Below are 18560 nucleotides of genomic sequence, written 5' to 3' on the forward strand. Positions count from 1 at the left end.
CGGTTTCCTGGGTCATGGGTCTGCCTCTAAGTGCATCCGCAAAGACCCATGCTCCAAAGCTGCGCATGCCGTGTTGAGACTCAAGAGTCGCCCTGGCAGCTTTGTCGGCGGGGATTTGCGAAAACGTATGAATGAAAAAAAAGAATCGTCCGGGAAGAGCCCGCAATGCGGACGTGCAGCCGAAGCTGACTTCGGGGAATTGCGCTACCTAAACGCGGCCCGGTTAAAGGCCGGCGCGCACTATACCGGATTTCGCCCAAATAGGGAGCTTTTTTTATTGCCTGAATGCGTGTGTCACCGCTGTGTAACGGGGTTTTGCGGATAATCGTGCGAAGGTCTATTTTTCAAAGGCCCGGCCACGCAGGTGATGACGCTTAAACGATTCATCGATCTGCGGCATACCGTCGCTGCACCCGCCCTTCCCGCCCGAGGAGTTATCCATGAATCAGCCCTGCCCCGGCCGCGTCAGCCGTGAACGTCGTGGCCATCTCCACCTGATCGGCCTCGACCGAGCCGCCAAGCGCAATGCTTTCGACCTCGACCTGCTCAATGAGCTGAGCCTGGCGTATGGCGAGTTTGAGGCGGATAGCGAGGCGCGGGTGGCAGTGGTGTTCGGCCATGGCGAACACTTTACCGCCGGCCTGGATCTGGTCAATGCCAGCTCGGCACTTGCCCAAGGCTGGGTAGTTCCGACCGGCGGTTGTGATCCGTGGGGTGTTTTCGTCGGGCCACGGGTGAGCAAACCGGTGATTGTCGCGGCACAGGGTTACTGCCTGACCATCGGCATCGAGCTGATGCTGGCCGCTGATATCAACCTTTGCGCGAGCAATACCCGGTTCGCCCAGATGGAAGTGCAGCGTGGGATCTTTCCTTTTGGCGGCGCGACTCTGCGCTTTCATCAGGTAGCCGGTTGGGGCAATGCCATGCGGTGGTTGCTGACCGGAGACGAATTCGATGCACACGATGCCTTGCACCTGGGATTGGTGCAGGAAGTGATGGCCAGCGAGGATCTGCTGCCCCGGGCCATTGAACTGGCCGAACGGATTGCGCAACAGGCGCCGTTAGGGGTGCAGGCGACGTTGATGTCGGCGCGCCAGGCGCGGTATGAAGGTGAGACGGCGGCAGCACAGGGCTTGCCGGCGCTGGTGAAGAAGTTGCTGGCCAGCGAGGATGCCAAGGAAGGTGTACGGTCGCTGGTTGAGCGGCGGCCCGGGGTCTTCAAAGGCATCTGATGAAACGCACCAAATCCTGTAGGAGCTGCCGCAGGTTGCGATCTTTTGACTTTGATTTTTTAAAAGAAGGATCGCAGCCTTCGGCAGCTCCTACTGCTCAAGTCGCGGGACGAATCGCCTTGATCAACGACTGCAACGAATACCCCAACTGCGGCGCCAGCGCTTCAGCCCGGGCAGTCAACGCCTGCATGTCCAGCGCCTGATCCAGATCCGCTGGCACAATCAGAATTACGTTGCCCTCCTTCACCGGCAGCTCCCAGTAATGCCGGTGATAGAGCCCGCGCAGCAGTGCCGCGCCCAAGGGTTTGCCGTCATCGGTAGCCCATTGGTTAATCACCAGCCAGCCGCCCGGATTCAAGCGTTTCTGACAGTCGCCGAGAAAACTCCAGGCCAGATGCCCGACACCGGGGCCGACGTCGGTGTAAAGGTCGACGAAGATCAGATCGGCAGGCTCGGCACTCGGCAGCAATTCAAGGGCATCGCCGACGCGGATGTACAGGCGCGGATCGTCATCCAGGCCAAGGTATTCGATGGCCAGACGCGGCACGTCCGGACGCAGTTCGATGGCTTCGACATCTTCCAGCGGCAGAAACTTGAGGCAAGCCTGAGTCAGCGTACCCGCGCCCAATCCGAGGAACAGCGCACTCTCCGGATGCTCGTGGCACAGCGCGCCAATCAGCATCGCCCGGGTGTAGTCGTATTCCAGCCAGCTCGGGTCGGCAGTGAACACGCAGCTCTGCTCGATCGCATCGCCGAACTCCAGAAAGCGGTAATCGGCCACCTCCAGCACGCGAATCACGCCGAACTCGTCCTGTACCTCGGCGAGCAATAGCTCGACGCGCTCCTCAGTCATTTCGTCTCCTGATGGTCACCGGGCGCGGTGACGCGATGGCACCGCTGTGGCGCCGTGGCAAAGCGGCGATTGTCGGCGATGGGGCGGGAACAGGTCACGCACTAATTTGCTGATACCATGGCGTTCCGTGCGTAGAACCTTAGAGACCGTGATGAGCCAACCCTGGAGCCCTGACAGCTGGCGCGCCCTGCCGATCCAGCAACAACCCCAATACCCCGACGCCGCGCATCTGCGCCAGGTCGAGCAAACCCTGGCCAGTTATCCGCCGCTGGTGTTTGCCGGCGAAGCGCGGGAGCTGCGTCGTCAGTTTGCCGAGGTGACTCAAGGCCGGGCGTTCCTGCTGCAGGGCGGCGATTGCGCTGAAAGCTTCGCTGAATTCTCAGCAGCCAAGATTCGCGACACGTTTAAGGTGCTGCTGCAAATGGCCATCGTCATGACCTTTGCCGCCGGTTGCCCGGTGGTCAAGGTCGGGCGCATGGCCGGTCAATTCGCCAAGCCGCGTTCGGCCAACGACGAAACCATCGACGGCGTGACCCTGCCGGCCTACCGTGGCGACATCGTCAATGGCATCGGCTTCGACGAAAAGAGTCGCGTGCCGGATCCGGAACGTCTGCTGCAGTCCTATCACCAGTCCACCGCGACCCTGAACCTGCTGCGCGCCTTCGCCCAGGGCGGTTTTGCCGACCTGCATCAGGTGCACAAGTGGAACCTCGATTTCATCGCCAACTCCGCGCTGGCCGAGAAATACAGCCACCTCGCCGATCGCATCGATGAAACCCTGGCCTTCATGCGCGCCTGCGGCATGGACAGCTCGCCGCAACTGCGCGAAACCAGTTTCTTCACCGCCCACGAAGCGCTGCTGCTCAACTACGAAGAAGCCTTCGTGCGTCGCGACAGCCTGACCAACGATTACTACGATTGCTCGGCGCACATGCTGTGGATCGGCGACCGCACCCGTCAGCTCGACGGTGCTCACGTCGAATTTCTGCGTGGGGTGAACAACCCGATCGGGGTGAAAGTCGGCCCGAGCATGAATCCCGATGATCTGATTCGTCTGATCGACGTGCTCAACCCGAGCAACGATCCGGGGCGCCTTAACCTCATCGCGCGAATGGGCGCCAACAAGGTCGGCGATCATTTACCGGCGTTGATCCGCGCGGTGCAGCGTGAAGGCAAGCAGGTGCTGTGGAGTTCCGACCCGATGCACGGCAACACTATCAAGGCCAGCAGCGGCTACAAGACCCGCGACTTTGCGCAGATCCTTGGCGAAGTGAAGCAGTTCTTCCAGGTGCACGAAGCGGAAGGCAGTTACGCCGGCGGGATTCACATCGAGATGACCGGGCAGAATGTCACCGAGTGCATCGGGGGCGCACGGCCGATCACTGAAGATGGCTTGTCGGATCGCTATCACACCCACTGTGATCCGCGGATGAATGCCGATCAGTCGCTGGAATTGGCGTTCCTGATCGCCGAAACACTGAAGCAAGTCCGTCGCTAAACCGCGTCACCTCCTTCGCGAGCAAGCTCGCGAAGGTGTCTGCTCAGTCACCACCGATCTGAGCCAATGCCGCCCGCAACCGCCCCGCACTCTCGCGCTTACAATTCAGCTGCACCCTCTCCAACCCCAGCCAATCCGCCATGCGCCGCAAATTCACCGCCAGCGCCAGCATCCCCTCCTCATCCAGCCCTGATTCCTCTTCATGCACCGCATGCACCGCCAGCCGCCCCGCCGCCCGCTCGGCACGCAGATCCACCCGTGCGGCTATCCGCTCATTGTGCAAAAACGGCAGCACGTAATAGCCGTAAACCCGCTTGTTCTGCGGCGTGTAGATCTCCAGCCGATAGCGGAAATCAAACAACCGCTCGGTGCGGCTGCGCTCCCAGATCAACGAATCGAACGGTGACAACAGCGCACTGGCCGGCACTTTGCGAGGGGTTTTCGGCTCCGGCAGGCAATAGGCGATTTGCCGCCAATCAGCGACTTCGCAGAGCTGCAATTGTCCGGCCTCAACCAACTCGGCCAGACGCGGACGGGCATCAGCCGGATTCAGACGAAAGTAATCACGCAGATCCTTTTCAGTGCCTACGCCCAGCGCTTGCGCCGCATGCAGTAATAACCCGCGCTGAGCCTCAGCCTCATCAGGCAAAGGCTGCTGCAGGATCGCCGAAGGAATCACCCGCTCCGGCAAATCATACAAACGCTCAAAGCCCCGTCGCCCGGCCACCGTCACTTCACCAGCGGCGAACAACCATTCCAGCGCATGCTTTTCCGCACTCCAGTCCCACCACTGTCCGGGCTTGTCTTCACGGGTCGACAAACTGCCTGCGCCCAATGCCCCACGCTCTTGGACCGCATTCAGAACCCGGCGAATGACATCCTGCTGCTCAAGACCAAACTTCGCCAGTTGCTGATAGATGTCTTTACCTTGCCTGGCCCGCTGCATGCGCCAACCCAGCAACGGATACATCGACAGCGGTAGTAACGACGCCTCATGCCCCCAGTATTCGAAAAGCGTACGACGACGCCCCGAACTCCAGGCGGCCTGGTCGAGCAAGTCAGAAGAATAGGAACCCAGACGGGAAAACAGCGGAAGGTAGTGCGAGCGCACCACGGCGTTGACGGAATCGATTTGCAGCAGGCCCAGCCGTTCGATCAGCCGGTTGACGTGCGGCGCCTTGACGGTCGGCGGCTGGCGCCCGTTGAACCCTTGGGCAGCCAGCGCCAGACGTCGCGCCTGTTTAAGGGAAAAGGACAGTGTCGCGGGCATGAGCATCTCCTTGTCTGCTCGCAACCTACCTCAGTCCAGAAGTGTTTGTGTAGCAATGGCCTCATCATTTATGCATCGGATCGTCCCAGAACGGCCGCACTGACTCGTGCTCGACGTCGGCACGACTGACCCCGATGTCTTTCAGCGCTTCGTCGCTCAGACTGGCAAGCAACTCTCGTTCACGGTGCAGTTCGTACCAGCGGCTAAACTTGTGCAGCAGGTCCGAAACCATATGGCCATGGCCGGAAAACGCTTCTTCACCTACAGACTCTCTTTGACCTTTCATCGTCTTGACCTCCGTTGTGGATGGCTCAAGTCTCGCGCCGGCGCTAAGATCAATCCAACGAATGTTTCTGATGGCATGCATCACGGAGATTCATCAATTGTCGGCCTACCCCAGTATTGATACCGATGTACTTCGCACCTTTGTCGCAATTGCCGATCAGGGCGGTTTCACCCGCGCTGGAGAGATGGTCAACCGCACGCAATCGGCGGTGAGCATGCAGATGAAACGTCTGGAAGAAGACGTGCTGCAGCGCCAGTTGTTCGAGCGTGACGGCCGGCAGGTTCGCCTGACCGCCGAAGGCCAGGTGCTGCTCGGTTACGCGCGGCGCATCCTCAAGCTGCACAGCGAAGTGTTCAACACTCTGCGCGAGCCGCACATGGTCGGCACCGTGCGCATCGGCACGCCGGATGATTACGTGATGCGTTTTCTGCCGGGGATCCTGTCGCGATTTGCGCAGTTCTATCCGCTGATCCAGATCGAAGTGCATTGCGAATCGACCAAACAGTTGTTGCAGCGCACCGATCTTGATCTGTCGATCGTCACCCGCGAACCCGGTAACGAGATCGGCCAGTTACTGCGCAAAGAACGGTTTGTCTGGGCCGAGGCGCAAAACTTCAGCGCCCATGAACAGACGCCGCTGCCGCTAGCGATGTTCAACAGTGATTGTTTCTGCCGCTTGTGGGCCTGCAATGCGCTGGACGCGATGGGTCGCGATTACCGCATCGCCTACAACAGCACCAGCCTGTCGGCGCTGATGGCGGTGGTGAGCGCGGGTCTGGCGATCACCGCGCAACTGGAAAGCCTGATCACCCCGGACATGCGCATTCTGGGAGCCAACGAGGATCTGCCGCTGTTGCCCGAGGCCAGCATCATGCTGATCCGCAACTTGAACAATCCGTCGCCGATCACCGAATGCCTGGCCGAGCACATCGTCGAAGGCTTCAAACTTTAAAGGCAAGCATCACCGCGCACAGCACCAGAAACCCGCAGAACAGCCCACGCAGGAGTTTTTCCGGCATCGCGTGGGCAACTTTCACGCCCCAACTGATGCTGGCCAGACCGCCGATGGCCAGCGGCAGACCAATCATCCAGTCCACTTCGTGGTGCACCGCGTAGGTCACCAGCGTCACGCCTGTGCTCGGCAGTGCCAGCGCCAGCGACAAGCCTTGGGCGACCACCTGAGTAGTGCCGAACAGGCTGGTGAGTACGGGCGTCGCCACGACTGCCCCGCCGACACCAAACAACCCGCCCATGGTCCCGGACGCCGCACCGAGTACACCCAGCCACGGCCAGGAATAACGCATCTCGGACGTTGGCGCCGGGCGCTTGCCGAACATCTTCAGCAAGTTATAGGCGGACAATGCGACCAGGAACGCGACAAAACCGATACGCATGGTTTGCGCATCGATGCCCACGGCCCAGATCGAACCGATCCACGCGAAGCAGAACCCCATCACCGCCAGCGGCAACGCATGACGCAGTTCGATGCGATTGCGCTGGTGATAACGCCACAGCGCCAGCATCACGTTCGGCACCACCATCACCAGCGCCGTGCCTTGAGCGATCTGCTGATCAAGGCCGAACCAGACGCCGAGCAATGGAATCGCGATCAAGCCACCGCCGATGCCGAAGATGCCACCGAGCGTGCCGAGGGCGGCGCCGAACAGCAGGTACAACAAAAACTCCATCACAGTCGAATTCCTCTTACGTCAGGCGAAACATCCTACGCAGTCGCGGCTGGCGGGGAAACGCATAGCAACGCACAATGGCTATGCCGAATTCGCACAAGCATTGAACCGACATGAATCCCAACCAATTGACCGATCAACTCGGACTGTTTCTCGATGTGCTGGAGAGTGGCAGCTTTTCCGCCGCCTCACGCCGTCATCCGCTGACGCCGTCGGCGGTTGCCCGGCGCATCGATAGCCTGGAAAGCGCGGTGGGCAGCCAGTTGTTCATTCGCAGCACGCATGCCGTACGCGCCACGCCGGCAGGTCTGGCCTTTGCCGAACGGGCGCGACGGATCGTTGCCGAACTGCAACTGGCCCGCGCCGAAGCGGTGTCGCTGAGCAGTGCGCCGGAAGGTTTGATTCGCATCGATGCGCCGGCTGCATTCGGGCGCCGACACTTGGCACCGGTGATTGCCGACTTTCTGGTGTTGTATCCGGGGCTCGACGTGCAGTTGCACCTGATCGACAGTTTCGTCGACATGCACGGCTCGAATCTGGGCAAAGTCGATCTGGTGCTGCGTGCCGGACAAATGGCCGATACCCGACTGGTCGCCACCCCGTTGGCGAGCATGGTGCGCATCGCTTGCGCCAGTCCCGACTACCTCAAGCGTCGCGGTGTACCGAATCATCCTGCGCAGTTGAGCGAACATGACGGTCTGGATTGGGACGGTCTCGCCCCACCCTTTGCGTGGCGCTTCGAACAGGACGGGCAGATGCAATTACACCGCCCGGCGCGCATCCGCATGAGCGCCAATAACGCCGAGGCTCTGGTGTGCGGTGCTTTGGCGGGGCTGGGCATCGCGCACCTGCCAACCTGGTTGGCCAGCGAATACCTGCTGCGTGGCGAATTGTTGCCGCTGTTTTGTGAAAATGGCCTGCCACGACCCGAATCCACCGGCATCTACGCCTTGCGGATGGAGCAGCAGACCCACTCGCGCAGCCGTTTATTGCTGGAGTATCTCAAGACCCGCTTCAGCCCGGTGCCACCCTGGGATCTGGCGCTGCAACGGGACTTGGGCCGGCACTAGGTTTCAGAGAATTATCTGGCGCATTAAAGATTCGAGCGCTAGATTCATGAGCATCATTGATCAAGGTTTACACATGAGCACCGAACGCAACACCCCAGACCACTGCGAAGACCTGTTGCTGGATAATCAGGCCTGCTTCGCATTGCATTCCACTTCGCTGATGCTGACCAAGGTCTACAAGCCGCTTTTGCAAGCGCTGGGCCTGACCTATCCGCAGTATCTGGCGATGATGGTGTTGTGGGAGAAGGATGGTTTGACGGTGGGAGAAATCAGCACGCGACTGTTGACTGATCCCGGCTCCCTAACGCCGTTGCTCAAACGTCTGGAAGGTGAAGGCTTGTTGAGCCGGACCCGCAGTCGTGAGGATGAGCGCGTGGTGATTGTTGAATTGACTGCGAAAGGCCGAGCACTCAAGGAAAAGGCCAAAACCGTTCCGCAATGCATTCTCGGTGCCAGCGGCTTTACCCTTGAGCGCCTGCAAAATCTGCAGGCTGAGCTGCAAGTGCTGCGCAGTCATCTGCAAGACAGCCTTATCTAGAACCCAAGGAATCTCTTTTTCTGCTGAGATTTCGCCCGACCTGAACATTTTTTGCTGTCGGCTTTTGACCCTTCAACCTCTCTAGATCAATACATCCAGCGCGCTGAATCCCTCCACTTGGGCGCGCTCCTTCACTTTCCTTAAAAAATTATCTTGCGCACTAAATATTTGCGGACTATATTCACCTCGAACTTACTTAGCGCGCAAACAGTTAGCGCAATCAATGACACTAAACGAGGCCCACACCATGCAAACTCTCTACACCGCAATCGCAACCTCCACCGGCGGCCGTGACGGTCGTGCGATCTCCAGTGACAACGTCCTCGACGTCAAACTCGCCACCCCGAAAGAACTCGGTGGTGCTGGCGGCGCAGCGACCAACCCTGAGCAACTGTTTGCTGCCGGTTATTCGGCCTGCTTCATCGGCGCGCTGAAATTCGTAGCCAGCCAGACCAAGCGCAAAATCCCGGACGACGCGGCGATCACCGCTCACGTTGGTATCGGCCAGATCCCTGGTGGTTTCGGTCTGGACATCGACCTGCACATCAGCCTGCCAGGTCTTGAACAAGCCGACGCGCAAAGCCTGGTCGACGCTGCCCACCAGGTCTGCCCGTACTCCAACGCCACCCGTGGCAATGTCGATGTACGTCTGCACGTCACCGTGTAAATAAAGCAAAAAATCGCAGGCACAAAAAAGCCCGACTCAATGGTCGGGCTTTTTCTTTCCGCAAAAAGCAGTGCTTATTTGGCACGGCCTTTGTAGGAACCGCCTTCGCGGGTGTCGATTTCGATCTTGTCACCGATTTCGATGAAGTCAGCAACTTGCAGCTCGGTACCGTTGCTCAGCTTGGCTGGCTTCATGACCTTGCCGGAAGTGTCGCCGCGAGCCGAACCTTCGGTGTAGTCAACTACGCGCACGATGGTGGTCGGCAGCTCTACGGAAACCAGACGCTCTTCGAAGAAGATCGCTTCGCAAACATCGGTCATGCCTTCTTCAACGAAAGGCAGAACAGCTTCGATGTCTTCAGCGTTCAGCTCGTACATGGTGTAGTCAGTGGTGTCCATGAACGTGTAGGTGTCGCCGCTGATGAAGGACAGGGTCGCTTCTTTGCGGTCGAGGATTACGTCGTCCAGTTTGTCGTCGGCGCTGTAAACGATCTCGGTCTTGTAACCGGTCAGCAGGTTTTTCAGCTTGGTCTTCATGATCGCGCTGTTACGGCCCGACTTGGTGAATTCAGCTTTCTGAACCAGCCAAGGATCGTTTTCGAGACGGATCACGGTACCGGGTTTCAGTTCTTTACCAGTTTTCATTGCGAATATCCGAATTTGGATGGGATTTACAAAAATCTAGGCCGCGTATCATATCCAATTTAGGTAAAACTGTACCAGCGCCGCGGCAAGATCGGCTTGCAAGCCCTGTTCCAGACACCATGCTTCTGCATTTTTGTGTAGTTCTGGCCAATGTTTGCGAGCCGCTAGCCAGTGCTCGCCGATCGGCTGGCCGGCACTCCAGGCGCGCCACAGACCGTTCATCGCCTCGGCAGCAGCCGGCGAAAGTTCCTTCGTATAGAGCGCGAGGAAGGCATCGAGCTTGTCCAGATGAATGTCTTCGTCCTGCTGATAGATGTGCCAGAGCATCGGCCGCCCGGCCCACTGCGCCCGGACAAACGAATCCTCGCCGCGCACCGCGTTGAAATCGCAGCACCAGAGCAAATGATCGTATTGATCCTGACGGACGAACGGCAACACCTGCACGGTCAGCGCCTGACGGATATGAATCGCCCCGACAGAGAGGGTCTCAACACCGAGCCATCGCGCGACGTCGCCGAGAATCCGCCCCTCCGGCACCAGTAAGTGAGTCGGTGTGGCGTCTGCTGCCAACACGTCCAGCCAACTGGCCAGCCCGGCGTTCTCGTAGGCAAACAGGGAAATCAACTGGGCGTCAGGCGCGCGTTCAATCCCCAGACCTTGCAGGAATTGTCGCTGCGCTGCGGCATCCTGTTGAAACTGCTGACGCTGTGCAAGCAATCCTCGTTCACGCAATAGCCCACCGGTGCCTGGCTGGAAGCCCGGAAAGAAGAAGATTTTCTGCACCGATTTGTACTTCACCGACGGCAGGCCGTGGCAGCCGGTGACCCAGTCTTCGGCGCTCAGATAGTCGAGGTTCATCCATAGCGGCGGCTTTTCGCGCTCGGCCATGGCGTCCATGTAAGCACTCGGCAGTTGGCAGGCAAACGCGGCAATCACCACGTCGGCAGCGTCAGCATGGAGCCACTCGCTCGGCCAGTGGCGTACCTCGACGCCCTGCTGCCATTGCTGCGCTGCGCTGACGTCGATTTCCGGACAAATGCGCTCGAACGCGCGCAGATCATCGACCCACAGCCGCACCGTCAGCGAATGCTCGGCGACCAGTTGCCGGGCCAGACGCCAGGTCACGCCGATGTCGCCATAGTTGTCGACCACAGTGCAAAAAATATCCCAGCGGGTTTTCAGTGGCGGCATTCAAGACTCCCCGTTGGCAAAAGCAGCGATTGTCCGCATAAATGACGTCGTGCAGAAGAGCCGACGGCGATTAATCTTCGTGCGACAATCGCCACTTGCCCGCACCCATCCGCCAGGAGGCAGCCATGCCCTACCGTCCTAACCCGCGTCGCCCCTTGCCCGTTCAGCTTAGCGCGTTGCATTTGACCGGCAGCATTGCCCTGGGCATGTGGCTGGGCTTCCTAGCGATTGCGCTGACATGCTGGCTACTCTCGCGTTTTATGTTCAACGAACAACTCGCGCCGGTTGCCCAGGCGGTGCAGCAACTGGCCAATCCGCCAGCAGTGCAAGCCGTTCCGGAGATACCGCCGCAGAGCCCTCTGTTCGATCAGTACGAAGAAAACCTGCGCAAGAACGAGCAGCAGAATCGTCTGGATCAGGCGCGTAGCAGCAACCGCAATCAGTCGAACCCGAAATGCCAGTTCTGGCTGCAACAGGACCAAACCGCGCCAAGCGAAAAGAGCCGCGCCAACGTTTTACAATTCTGCGATTGATCATGAACAAGCACAGCGTCCACCAATTGATTCTCGACAAATTGCGCATCGACCTCGATATCGCCGAACGTGCGGCACAAACCGCTTACGAAACCGCGACCCACGAAGAGAACATCGCCGAAAACAAGTACGACACCCTTGGGCTGGAAGCTTCGTATCTGGCGGCCGGGCAAGCGAAACGCGTCGAGGAAATTCGTCAGTCGCTGGCGCTGTGCCAGAACCTGACACTGCGTGCCTATGACGAAAACCGAGGAATTGAGGTCGGCGCCCTGCTCGGTCTGGAAGACGAAAAGGGTCGTGAGCAATGGCTGTTTCTGGCGCCGGATGCGGCGGGCCTGAAGGTCGACGTGGTCGGCCAGCCGATTACCGTCATCACCCCGCGCTCGCCGCTGGGCAAAAGTCTGCTGGGCAAGTTCGAAGGTGATGAGGTGGAGATTCTGGTGGCGGGCACCCGGCAACAGTTTGCTGTCACCGAGGTGCTCTGAAGCAGGGACTTAGTGGACTGGCAGTTCGACGCCGTCGAACAGTTCTTCCAGCTCTTGCTTGTTGTGGCACTGAATGGCTTTGGCCATCACTTCGCGGGTCAGGTGCGGCGCGAACTTCTCAATGAAGTCGCACATGAAACCACGCAGGAAGGTGCCACGACGGAAACCGATCTTGGTGATGCTCGATTCGAACAGCTCGCTGGCATCCAGCACCACCAGATCGTTGTCGAGTTTGGTATCGACGGCCATTTTCGCCACGATGCCCACACCCAGACCCAAGCGCACATAGGTTTTGATCACGTCGGCGTCGGCAGCGGTGAACACCACTTTCGGCGTCAGGCCACGGTGGCTGAATGCTTCGTCGAGTTTCGAGCGGCCGGTGAAACCGAACACGTAAGTCACGATCGGGTATTCGGCCAGTGCTTCGAGGGTCAGCTTCGGCAGCTTGGTCAGCGGGTGGCCCTGGGGCACAACCACGCAGCGGTTCCAGCGGTAGCACGGCATCATCACCAGATCGCCGAACAGCTCAAGCGCTTCGGTGGCGATGGCGAAATCGACGGTGCCGTCAGCGGCCATTTCGGCGATCTGCATCGGCGACCCCTGGTGCATGTGCAGCGCCACGTCAGGGTATTGCTTGATGAAATTGCTGATCACCGGCGGCAACGCATAACGCGCCTGGGTGTGAGTCGTGGCGATCGACAGCGTACCTTTCTTCTCGTTGGAGAATTCCTGGGCGATCTGCTTGATGCTTTCGACCTTGCGCAGAATCTCGCCGGCAGTGGTGATGATGCGCTCGCCGGCGGGCGTGACGCGGGTCAGGTGCTTGCCGCTGCGGGCAAACACTTCAACGCCGAGCTCATCTTCCAACAGACGGATTTGTTTACTGATGCCCGGTTGCGAGGTGTAAAGGCTTTGGGCTGTAGCGGAAACGTTGAGGTCGTGGTGCGCCACTTCCCAGATGTAGCGCAATTGTTGAAGCTTCATATGTATCCCTCAAAGCAGGTAGACGCCACGGGCATCAGCGACGGTATATAACTATATTAATGGTTTGAAGAATAAATCTAGAACTTTTTTGTCAAAGCGCCATTATTCCTGCCTCAGCGATCCTCCCGGCGCCGACGCTCCACCAGCGGCACCAGATAAACCGGCACCTTGGCCAATTGCAGTACCCGCGCCGCCGTGCGCCCCAAGGGTGTTTCCGCGCCTACCCCGTGGCTGTGACTTCCTACGATCAGCAAATCGACAGAGAGTTTCTGCGCCTGGTCGAGAATCACCTGCGAAGGATCGCCCTGTAGCACGCGCACCGCGCAAATCCGCTGCAGATCCTGCTCGCCCTCCTCGCCCAGTTCTTCACGAAAACTGTCGAGCACCCGCTGCTCGATATTGGCGATGACAGTTTTCAGACCCTGGCTGTGGAATTCGTTCAACGCCTGCTCGTCGAGATAACTCTGCAACACAGATTCGGCAAACAGCCCCATCGGTTCCACCGCATGCACTACATATAAGTCGGCATCGAACGTTCGCGCCAAGGCCAGGGCATGCTGCATCACAAACGGCGCGTACAGACCGAGGTCAGTGGCATACAGCATCGAACGAATCATATGACCTCCTCGCAAGCCAACATGGCGGAGATTTGATTCAGCTTAGCAGTGCCTTGGCGAGTACGACGTGTGACGCAACGTCTTGAAGCACAGGGCCTTTAGATCGATGGTTCGTTGCTGATGCCGTGTGGCACATGGCCGGTTGCAACCACTTCGCGGGCAAGCTCGCAGTGGCCGGCCTGATCGTCAAAGAACACGTCGGCGGCAAACGCTTCGAGAAACGCCGATTTGGTCAGGCCGCCGAGAAACAGGGATTCATCGAGACGGATATCCCACTCGCGCAGCGTGCGGATGACTCGTTCATGGGCCGGAGCCGAACGAGCGGTCACCAGCGCGGTACGGATCGGGCAGTCATCGTCGGGGAATTCGCGTTGCGGCAGATTGAGCGCCGCCAGGAAGCCCTTGAATGGCCCACCGCGCAATGGCTCACGCGCCGATTCGCGCTCCTTGGCCTGGAACGCTTCCAACCCGCCTGACTGATAAACGCGCTCCGACTCGTCGGAAAAGATCACCGCGTCACCGTCGAAGGCGATGCGCAGTTCGTCGCTGGCCGCACGGCTGGCGCCCCCGGACAAAATGGTCGCGGCGGCGAAGCCGGCATCCAGCGCCGCGCGAACGTCCTCGGCATGAGTGGAGAGAAACAGGTCGCAACCAAACGCCTTCAGATAGGGATAAGGACTGCGCCCGCCGACAAACGCCGCGCGGGAAATCGCCAGGCCGTAATGATGAATCGAATTGAACACGCGCAACCCGGTGTCGGCGCTGTTGCGTGACACCAGAATCACCTCGACCCGCGCCCGGCCCAGGCGACTGTTCAGGCTCAAGAGTTTTTCCACCAGTGGAAAGGCGTCACCGGGCGCGAGGATCTCGTCTTCGTGCTCGATCTGGTATTGCCGGTAGGCTTCGACGCCGCTCGACAGGTAGACCTTGTGGCTCTCGCTCAGGTCGAACAAGGCGCGCGACGAAATCGCCAGCACCAGTTTGTCATCGATGTTCTTGGCCATGCCTTCCCCCGCCCCCACAACAAAAAACCGACTTAAACGTTACGTCGGTCGATAAAACTCAAATTGCGATACAGCGCCTCGATGCGCGGCAGCTCACAGCCTGCCGCTCTCGCCGCCACCAGTGGTCGGGCATAAATCGCCTCCAGCTCCAGAGGTCGCTTATGCAAGAAGTCGTGGTACATGCTCGGCCAGTAGTCGGGCATTTTCTCGGTCATCATGAACAGGTACTCGGCATAACCGGGCGGGATCTCGTGACCGCAAGCCCGCGCGCCCAGCACCACTTCGGCCATAAGCGCCTGGATCAATGCGCGGCTGTCGTCGTCGGCCATCAGTGGCGTAGTGCTGGCGCCGAGTAACACCGAGAGACCGTTGTAGGGAATATTCCAGACCAGTTTCTGCCAGCGTGCCTGATGTAGATTGGGCATTGCCTGGGAGTCGATACCCGCGGCACGGAACAGTCCGGCGCCTTCTTCGACCAACGCCATACGTGCCGCGTCATCGACTGCCGGGCCGCTGTGATAACCGACGTTTACTGCGCCGAGGGCTTGGTGGGTAATCTGCCCCGGCCCGTCGCGATGCACGCAGACCAGGCACAGACCACCCAACACATGCAGGGACTCAGGCAACAACTCACGCAGACTGTCCTCGACGTCCAGACCATTTTGCAGCACCAGCACTTTCGCATCGGGCCTGGCCGCTTGAATGATCGCCGGAGCGAGGCCTGCCGAACTGGTGGTCTTGGCACCGACCAGCAGCCAGTCGCACTTGGGCATCTCTTCAGCAGCAGAATAGGCCTGCACCGGATTCAGCGTCAGCTTGCCGTGCACCGCGCTGTCCACCTGCAAGCCGCGCTCGGCCACAGCCGAAAACTCACTGCGCAACAGAAAGTGCACATCGAATCCGGCTCGTGCCAGCATCAATCCGTAGAACCCGCCGATGGCGCCAGTACCGATGATCCCCACTACCGGTTTGTTGATTGTCCCCATTTATGGCAACTCCTCTGCAATTCGCCCCAGCGCCTGCGCCAGCGACGCGTTCAGCTCTTCGGCCGTAAGGCGCGTATGCAATGCCCCAAAGAACTCACCGTCGCGCACCACAAACAGCGCCGGCAAATGAAAGACCTGGTAACGCTCCACCAGCCCGCCGTTGTCACTGGCGTCTATCCAGCACAGCCGATCCACCGCCAAGTCAAAACCGGGCAATACCTCACGGGCATAGCGGCAACTGGCGCAGCCGACGCTGGTGAAAATCACCAGAGAAACGCCACTCATTGCCAGCAGTCGCTGGTCGGCATCGAAATCGGTCAGTTCGGATTCGACCACTATACTGGGGGAAACAATGTCAAATGGCCGACACAGGGAGTCTGTGCTCATGGGACGTTTCATTCCTCATCCGGACGAAGTGCCGGTTGAATTAACCTTACTCAAGCCTGAGTGTATTTCCAGGCAACGGCTGCACACTATCAGCCTCGGCGGGATCGCTTGCAATTACCACCGTGCCTGGCGCCACGGTACGGCCCTGCAAGTGCGCATGCCGACGCTCAATGCCGACATCTGTTTTCCGGGGTACGTGGCGTGGTGTTTGCGCCGCAAAAAAGGCTATCTGCTGGGTATCGCCTTCACCGACGAACAAACGCTGTTCAGCGCGCGAATGGGTGAGCAGGTGTGTCAGATCGAACGCTACTGCCGCATGAACGACACCCACGATGACCTGCAGGATATTCAGGCGCTGGCCCTGCAATGGGTCGAACAGCACGCCGACGAGTTCTCCCAGGACAGCGTTCGCAAGGCTTTTGCCCAGCCAGTGCTGGATTAAAGCGGCGTTTGCCCATTGTCGAGCAGCGCCTGACGCGCTAAGGTTCCGTTCCCCCGACGCGCTAAAATCTGCTGTGCTCCGCCGCGCGGGGATCGCTGGCGGCCGGCACCCGTGACCTGACGAGTAAACGATGGCTGATTTACCGATCAACGACCTAAACGTCGCCTCTAACGAGACCCTGATCACTCCCGATCAGCTCAAGCGTGATATTCCTCTGAGCGACGCTGCCCTGCGCACCGTCACCAAGGGCCGCGAAGTCATTCGCAACATTCTTGATGGCACCGACCACCGTCTGTTCGTAGTGATCGGTCCGTGCTCGATCCACGACATCAAGGCTGCCCACGAATACGCCGAGCGCCTGAAGGTGCTGGCTGCGGAAGTCTCCGATACCTTGTATCTGGTCATGCGCGTGTATTTCGAAAAGCCGCGCACCACTGTCGGCTGGAAAGGTCTGATCAACGATCCGTATCTGGACGACTCTTTCAAAATTCAGGACGGTCTGCACATCGGTCGCCAGTTGCTGCTGGACCTGGCCGAAAAAGGCCTGCCGACTGCCACCGAAGCCCTGGACCCGATTTCCCCGCAGTATCTGCAGGACCTGATCAGCTGGTCGGCCATCGGCGCGCGTACCACAGAATCCCAGACTCACCGTGAGATGGCTTCCGGCCTGTCCTCGGCAGTCGGTTTCAAGAACGGCACCGATGGCGGTCTGACTGTGGCGATCAACGCCTTGCAGTCGGTTTCCAGCCCGCACCGTTTCCTCGGCATCAACCAGGAAGGTGGCGTGTCGATCGTCACCACCAAAGGCAACGCCTACGGTCACGTAGTGCTGCGCGGTGGCAATGGCAAGCCGAACTACGATTCGGTCAGCGTTGCCCTGTGCGAGCAGGCGTTGAACAAGGCGAAGATCAAGCCGAACATCATGGTCGATTGCAGCCACGCCAACTCCAACAAGGACCCGGCCCTGCAACCGCTGGTGATGGAGAACGTCGCCAACCAGATCCTCGAAGGCAACCAGTCGATCATCGGCCTGATGGTCGAGAGCCACTTGAACTGGGGCTGCCAGGCGATTCCAAAAGACCTCGCCGATCTGCAATACGGCGTGTCGATCACCGATGCTTGCATCGACTGGTCCGCCACCGAAAACACCTTGCGCAGCATGCATGCCAAGCTCAAGGATGTTCTGCCAAAACGCCAGCGCAGTTGATACGCGGTTTACGGGCATAAAAAAACGCCGGGCATTGCCCGGCGTTTTTGTGTGTGGCGTATGGCTCAGATCTTCGCGGCGCGACGCTGATGACGCTCCATGTAGCGCTCGACGTAGGAGCACGATGGAATCACCGTGTAGCCCATTTCTTCGGCGTATTGCAGCGCGCTTTCGGTCAGCGCTGCGGCAATGCCACGGCCGCGCAGGGCGTTGGGCACAAACGTGCGATAGATATCCAGGGTCTGTTTCCCCAGATCCATATAGGTCAGGTAGGCACGATGACCGTCCACATTGGTCTCGAACTGATGACCAGCCTGGTCATGGTGGATGGACAACGCCTCGCTCATCACTACTCCTCGCGGGTCTTGAATTCTGACCCCTACCTTACCGATGTTTTTCCGGCGAAGGAACATCTACGCCACCCCGTGCCTGTCGGACACCGAGAAGAGACACACCGATCTCGCACAACCGAGCACGTAATAAATAGTAGGCACCATTGGCGAAATTGCTCAAGGTGCGCTCGTCATCACGCTCAAAGACCGGGGTTGCTCCGATGGACGCAGGGTGGCTGGGGGATAAGATCTCCCCGGCCGACTACCTGAACATTGCCGGATGTTGAGACTTAAGACGTGCGACCTTTTTTAAAGTCACCTCAACATGGACAAAGATAAGCGAAGCAGCACACAAATCCGGAACAAAAGTATGGACGAAGTCATATAGACAGACTTTAGCCACTACCTGCAATACAGCACGAGACACCGGGAACTTTTTCTCAATAACTCGCTCTGCGCGGGGCTTGCAGCTGGATACTTTTTAAACAGCTCAGTTAAAAGTTGCTCGAAAAAGAATCAACGCCTACAATTTTTTTTGCTTCTTGCCTTACGTCAGTTTACTTACTACAAGTAATGGGTAGTATGTACGCCGGCTATTTCCTCAATCGGTGGAGACAGCCACTTAATTGAAGGTCCTTGATGGGGA

The 18560-nt window shown here is 59.0% G+C and carries 22 protein-coding genes; 10 read left to right on the forward strand and 12 right to left on the reverse strand.

Annotation, left to right across the window (positions count from 1 at the left end):
- Positions 1 to 440 precede the first annotated feature (440 nt).
- Positions 441 to 1232 (forward strand): crotonase/enoyl-CoA hydratase family protein, encoded by a 792-nt coding sequence (locus ACIOVB_RS24630; protein WP_401271949.1) that lies wholly within the window; start codon positions 441 to 443, stop codon positions 1230 to 1232.
- A 97-nt stretch (positions 1233 to 1329) separates the two neighbouring features.
- Here ACIOVB_RS24630 and ACIOVB_RS24635 read toward each other — a convergent pair whose 3' ends face one another.
- The gene (locus ACIOVB_RS24635) at positions 1330 to 2085 is read right to left on the reverse strand and encodes a spermidine synthase (protein WP_401271950.1); all 756 of its coding nucleotides are present in this window, start codon (positions 2083 to 2085) and stop codon (positions 1330 to 1332) included.
- A gap of 151 nt (positions 2086 to 2236) precedes the next feature.
- Between ACIOVB_RS24635 and ACIOVB_RS24640 the strand changes: the two genes are divergently transcribed.
- Positions 2237 to 3583, forward strand: coding sequence for a class II 3-deoxy-7-phosphoheptulonate synthase (locus ACIOVB_RS24640; RefSeq protein ID WP_187681366.1), 1347 nt, complete (start codon positions 2237 to 2239; stop codon positions 3581 to 3583).
- Positions 3584 to 3626: 43 nt separating this feature from the next.
- Here the strand turns inward: ACIOVB_RS24640 and ACIOVB_RS24645 are convergent, their stop codons facing one another.
- A complete protein-coding gene (locus tag ACIOVB_RS24645) occupies positions 3627 to 4853 on the reverse strand; it encodes a winged helix-turn-helix domain-containing protein (RefSeq protein ID WP_401271951.1) in 1227 nt (408 codons plus the stop codon).
- Positions 4854 to 4917: 64 nt separating this feature from the next.
- A complete protein-coding gene (locus ACIOVB_RS24650) occupies positions 4918 to 5139 on the reverse strand; it encodes a DUF1127 domain-containing protein (RefSeq protein ID WP_187677670.1) in 222 nt (73 codons plus the stop codon).
- A 97-nt stretch (positions 5140 to 5236) separates the two neighbouring features.
- Here ACIOVB_RS24650 and ACIOVB_RS24655 point away from each other — a divergent pair, with 97 nt between their 5' ends.
- Positions 5237 to 6091 (forward strand): LysR substrate-binding domain-containing protein, encoded by an 855-nt coding sequence (locus ACIOVB_RS24655; protein WP_187677831.1) that lies wholly within the window; start codon positions 5237 to 5239, stop codon positions 6089 to 6091.
- Here ACIOVB_RS24655 and ACIOVB_RS24660 read toward each other — a convergent pair.
- A complete protein-coding gene (locus tag ACIOVB_RS24660) occupies positions 6081 to 6827 on the reverse strand; it encodes a sulfite exporter TauE/SafE family protein (RefSeq protein WP_222944061.1) in 747 nt (248 codons plus the stop codon). The genes ACIOVB_RS24655 and ACIOVB_RS24660 overlap by 11 nt on opposite strands.
- 113 nt (positions 6828 to 6940) lie before the next feature.
- Here ACIOVB_RS24660 and ACIOVB_RS24665 point away from each other — a divergent pair, with 113 nt between their 5' ends.
- The 3 genes from ACIOVB_RS24665 (at position 6941) to ACIOVB_RS24675 (ending at position 9102) form a co-directional block, all read left to right on the forward strand.
- Positions 6941 to 7897 carry a LysR family transcriptional regulator gene (locus tag ACIOVB_RS24665; protein ID WP_187677672.1) on the forward strand — a complete coding sequence of 319 codons (957 nt, stop codon included), beginning with the start codon at positions 6941 to 6943 and terminating at the stop codon, positions 7895 to 7897.
- 73 nt (positions 7898 to 7970) lie between these two features.
- Positions 7971 to 8435 (forward strand): MarR family winged helix-turn-helix transcriptional regulator, encoded by a 465-nt coding sequence (locus tag ACIOVB_RS24670; RefSeq protein WP_401271952.1) that lies wholly within the window; start codon positions 7971 to 7973, stop codon positions 8433 to 8435.
- Positions 8436 to 8682: 247 nt separating this feature from the next.
- Positions 8683 to 9102 (forward strand): organic hydroperoxide resistance protein, encoded by a 420-nt coding sequence (locus tag ACIOVB_RS24675; RefSeq protein WP_187677674.1) that lies wholly within the window; start codon positions 8683 to 8685, stop codon positions 9100 to 9102.
- Positions 9103 to 9176: 74 nt separating this feature from the next.
- Here ACIOVB_RS24675 and ACIOVB_RS24680 read toward each other — a convergent pair whose 3' ends face one another.
- Both ACIOVB_RS24680 and earP read right to left on the reverse strand, forming a co-directional pair.
- On the reverse strand, positions 9177 to 9746 hold the full coding sequence (locus ACIOVB_RS24680) for an elongation factor P (protein ID WP_028619992.1): 570 nt from the start codon (positions 9744 to 9746) through the stop codon (positions 9177 to 9179).
- Between the two features lie 48 nt (positions 9747 to 9794).
- Entirely contained in the window at positions 9795 to 10937 is a 1143-nt protein-coding gene (gene earP / locus ACIOVB_RS24685; protein WP_401271953.1) for an elongation factor P maturation arginine rhamnosyltransferase EarP, read from the reverse strand.
- A gap of 125 nt (positions 10938 to 11062) precedes the next feature.
- Between earP and ACIOVB_RS24690 the strand changes: the two genes are divergently transcribed.
- Together ACIOVB_RS24690 and ACIOVB_RS24695 are read left to right on the forward strand one after the other, a co-directional pair.
- Entirely contained in the window at positions 11063 to 11470 is a 408-nt protein-coding gene (locus ACIOVB_RS24690; protein ID WP_187677676.1) for a hypothetical protein, read from the forward strand.
- Positions 11471 to 11472: 2 nt separating this feature from the next.
- Entirely contained in the window at positions 11473 to 11955 is a 483-nt protein-coding gene (locus ACIOVB_RS24695; protein ID WP_042607891.1) for a GreA/GreB family elongation factor, read from the forward strand.
- A gap of 9 nt (positions 11956 to 11964) precedes the next feature.
- On the opposite strand, the gene cysB is transcribed toward ACIOVB_RS24695, so the two are convergent.
- The 5 genes from cysB to ACIOVB_RS24720 all read right to left on the reverse strand — a co-directional run bounded on the left by cysB (position 11965) and on the right by ACIOVB_RS24720 (position 15933).
- Positions 11965 to 12939, reverse strand: a complete 975-nt coding sequence (gene cysB / locus ACIOVB_RS24700; protein WP_007908591.1) for an HTH-type transcriptional regulator CysB — start codon at positions 12937 to 12939, stop codon at positions 11965 to 11967.
- A gap of 113 nt (positions 12940 to 13052) precedes the next feature.
- Positions 13053 to 13556: a universal stress protein gene (locus ACIOVB_RS24705; RefSeq protein WP_187677677.1), complete on the reverse strand. Its 504-nt coding sequence runs from the start codon at positions 13554 to 13556 to the stop codon at positions 13053 to 13055.
- 98 nt (positions 13557 to 13654) lie between these two features.
- Positions 13655 to 14560 (reverse strand): 5'-nucleotidase, encoded by a 906-nt coding sequence (locus ACIOVB_RS24710; protein WP_401271954.1) that lies wholly within the window; start codon positions 14558 to 14560, stop codon positions 13655 to 13657.
- 32 nt (positions 14561 to 14592) lie between these two features.
- A complete protein-coding gene (locus ACIOVB_RS24715) occupies positions 14593 to 15546 on the reverse strand; it encodes a putative 2-dehydropantoate 2-reductase (RefSeq protein ID WP_401271955.1) in 954 nt (317 codons plus the stop codon).
- Positions 15547 to 15933, reverse strand: coding sequence for a co-chaperone YbbN (locus tag ACIOVB_RS24720; RefSeq protein ID WP_187677680.1), 387 nt, complete (start codon positions 15931 to 15933; stop codon positions 15547 to 15549).
- On the opposite strand from ACIOVB_RS24720, the gene ACIOVB_RS24725 reads away from it, so the two are divergent.
- Together ACIOVB_RS24725 and ACIOVB_RS24730 are read left to right on the forward strand one after the other, a co-directional pair.
- Entirely contained in the window at positions 15932 to 16375 is a 444-nt protein-coding gene (locus ACIOVB_RS24725; RefSeq protein WP_401271956.1) for a PilZ domain-containing protein, read from the forward strand. The two genes, ACIOVB_RS24720 and ACIOVB_RS24725, sit on opposite strands and share 2 nt — an antisense overlap.
- Positions 16376 to 16505: 130 nt before the next feature.
- Positions 16506 to 17582, forward strand: a complete 1077-nt coding sequence (locus tag ACIOVB_RS24730; protein ID WP_042560279.1) for a 3-deoxy-7-phosphoheptulonate synthase — start codon at positions 16506 to 16508, stop codon at positions 17580 to 17582.
- Positions 17583 to 17647: 65 nt separating this feature from the next.
- On the opposite strand, the gene ACIOVB_RS24735 is transcribed toward ACIOVB_RS24730, so the two are convergent.
- Positions 17648 to 17929 carry a GNAT family N-acetyltransferase gene (locus tag ACIOVB_RS24735; protein ID WP_003226804.1) on the reverse strand — a complete coding sequence of 94 codons (282 nt, stop codon included), beginning with the start codon at positions 17927 to 17929 and terminating at the stop codon, positions 17648 to 17650.
- Positions 17930 to 18560 lie beyond the last annotated feature (631 nt).

This window comes from Pseudomonas sp. NPDC087639 (genome assembly GCF_044743385.1).
Taxonomy (GTDB): Bacteria; Pseudomonadota; Gammaproteobacteria; order Pseudomonadales; family Pseudomonadaceae; genus Aquipseudomonas.

What these genes read in the sequence shown, in the direction of transcription:
- ACIOVB_RS24630 (WP_401271949.1), top strand. Translation starts at nt 441, where the DNA reads ATGAATCAGCCCTGCCCCGGCCGCGTCAGCCGTGAACGTCGTGGCCAT.
- ACIOVB_RS24635 (WP_401271950.1), bottom strand. Translation starts at nt 2,085, where the DNA reads ATGACTGAGGAGCGCGTCGAGCTATTGCTCGCCGAGGTACAGGACGAG.
- ACIOVB_RS24640 (WP_187681366.1), top strand. Translation starts at nt 2,237, where the DNA reads ATGAGCCAACCCTGGAGCCCTGACAGCTGGCGCGCCCTGCCGATCCAG.
- ACIOVB_RS24645 (WP_401271951.1), bottom strand. Translation starts at nt 4,853, where the DNA reads ATGCCCGCGACACTGTCCTTTTCCCTTAAACAGGCGCGACGTCTGGCG.
- ACIOVB_RS24650 (WP_187677670.1), bottom strand. Translation starts at nt 5,139, where the DNA reads ATGAAAGGTCAAAGAGAGTCTGTAGGTGAAGAAGCGTTTTCCGGCCAT.
- ACIOVB_RS24660 (WP_222944061.1), bottom strand. Translation starts at nt 6,827, where the DNA reads ATGGAGTTTTTGTTGTACCTGCTGTTCGGCGCCGCCCTCGGCACGCTC.
- ACIOVB_RS24665 (WP_187677672.1), top strand. Translation starts at nt 6,941, where the DNA reads ATGAATCCCAACCAATTGACCGATCAACTCGGACTGTTTCTCGATGTG.
- ACIOVB_RS24670 (WP_401271952.1), top strand. Translation starts at nt 7,971, where the DNA reads ATGAGCACCGAACGCAACACCCCAGACCACTGCGAAGACCTGTTGCTG.
- ACIOVB_RS24675 (WP_187677674.1), top strand. Translation starts at nt 8,683, where the DNA reads ATGCAAACTCTCTACACCGCAATCGCAACCTCCACCGGCGGCCGTGAC.
- ACIOVB_RS24680 (WP_028619992.1), bottom strand. Translation starts at nt 9,746, where the DNA reads ATGAAAACTGGTAAAGAACTGAAACCCGGTACCGTGATCCGTCTCGAA.
- earP (WP_401271953.1), bottom strand. Translation starts at nt 10,937, where the DNA reads ATGCCGCCACTGAAAACCCGCTGGGATATTTTTTGCACTGTGGTCGAC.
- ACIOVB_RS24690 (WP_187677676.1), top strand. Translation starts at nt 11,063, where the DNA reads ATGCCCTACCGTCCTAACCCGCGTCGCCCCTTGCCCGTTCAGCTTAGC.
- ACIOVB_RS24695 (WP_042607891.1), top strand. Translation starts at nt 11,473, where the DNA reads ATGAACAAGCACAGCGTCCACCAATTGATTCTCGACAAATTGCGCATC.
- cysB (WP_007908591.1), bottom strand. Translation starts at nt 12,939, where the DNA reads ATGAAGCTTCAACAATTGCGCTACATCTGGGAAGTGGCGCACCACGAC.
- ACIOVB_RS24705 (WP_187677677.1), bottom strand. Translation starts at nt 13,556, where the DNA reads ATGATTCGTTCGATGCTGTATGCCACTGACCTCGGTCTGTACGCGCCG.
- ACIOVB_RS24710 (WP_401271954.1), bottom strand. Translation starts at nt 14,560, where the DNA reads ATGGCCAAGAACATCGATGACAAACTGGTGCTGGCGATTTCGTCGCGC.
- ACIOVB_RS24715 (WP_401271955.1), bottom strand. Translation starts at nt 15,546, where the DNA reads ATGGGGACAATCAACAAACCGGTAGTGGGGATCATCGGTACTGGCGCC.
- ACIOVB_RS24725 (WP_401271956.1), top strand. Translation starts at nt 15,932, where the DNA reads ATGGGACGTTTCATTCCTCATCCGGACGAAGTGCCGGTTGAATTAACC.
- ACIOVB_RS24720 (WP_187677680.1), bottom strand. Translation starts at nt 15,933, where the DNA reads ATGAGCACAGACTCCCTGTGTCGGCCATTTGACATTGTTTCCCCCAGT.
- ACIOVB_RS24730 (WP_042560279.1), top strand. Translation starts at nt 16,506, where the DNA reads ATGGCTGATTTACCGATCAACGACCTAAACGTCGCCTCTAACGAGACC.
- ACIOVB_RS24735 (WP_003226804.1), bottom strand. Translation starts at nt 17,929, where the DNA reads ATGAGCGAGGCGTTGTCCATCCACCATGACCAGGCTGGTCATCAGTTC.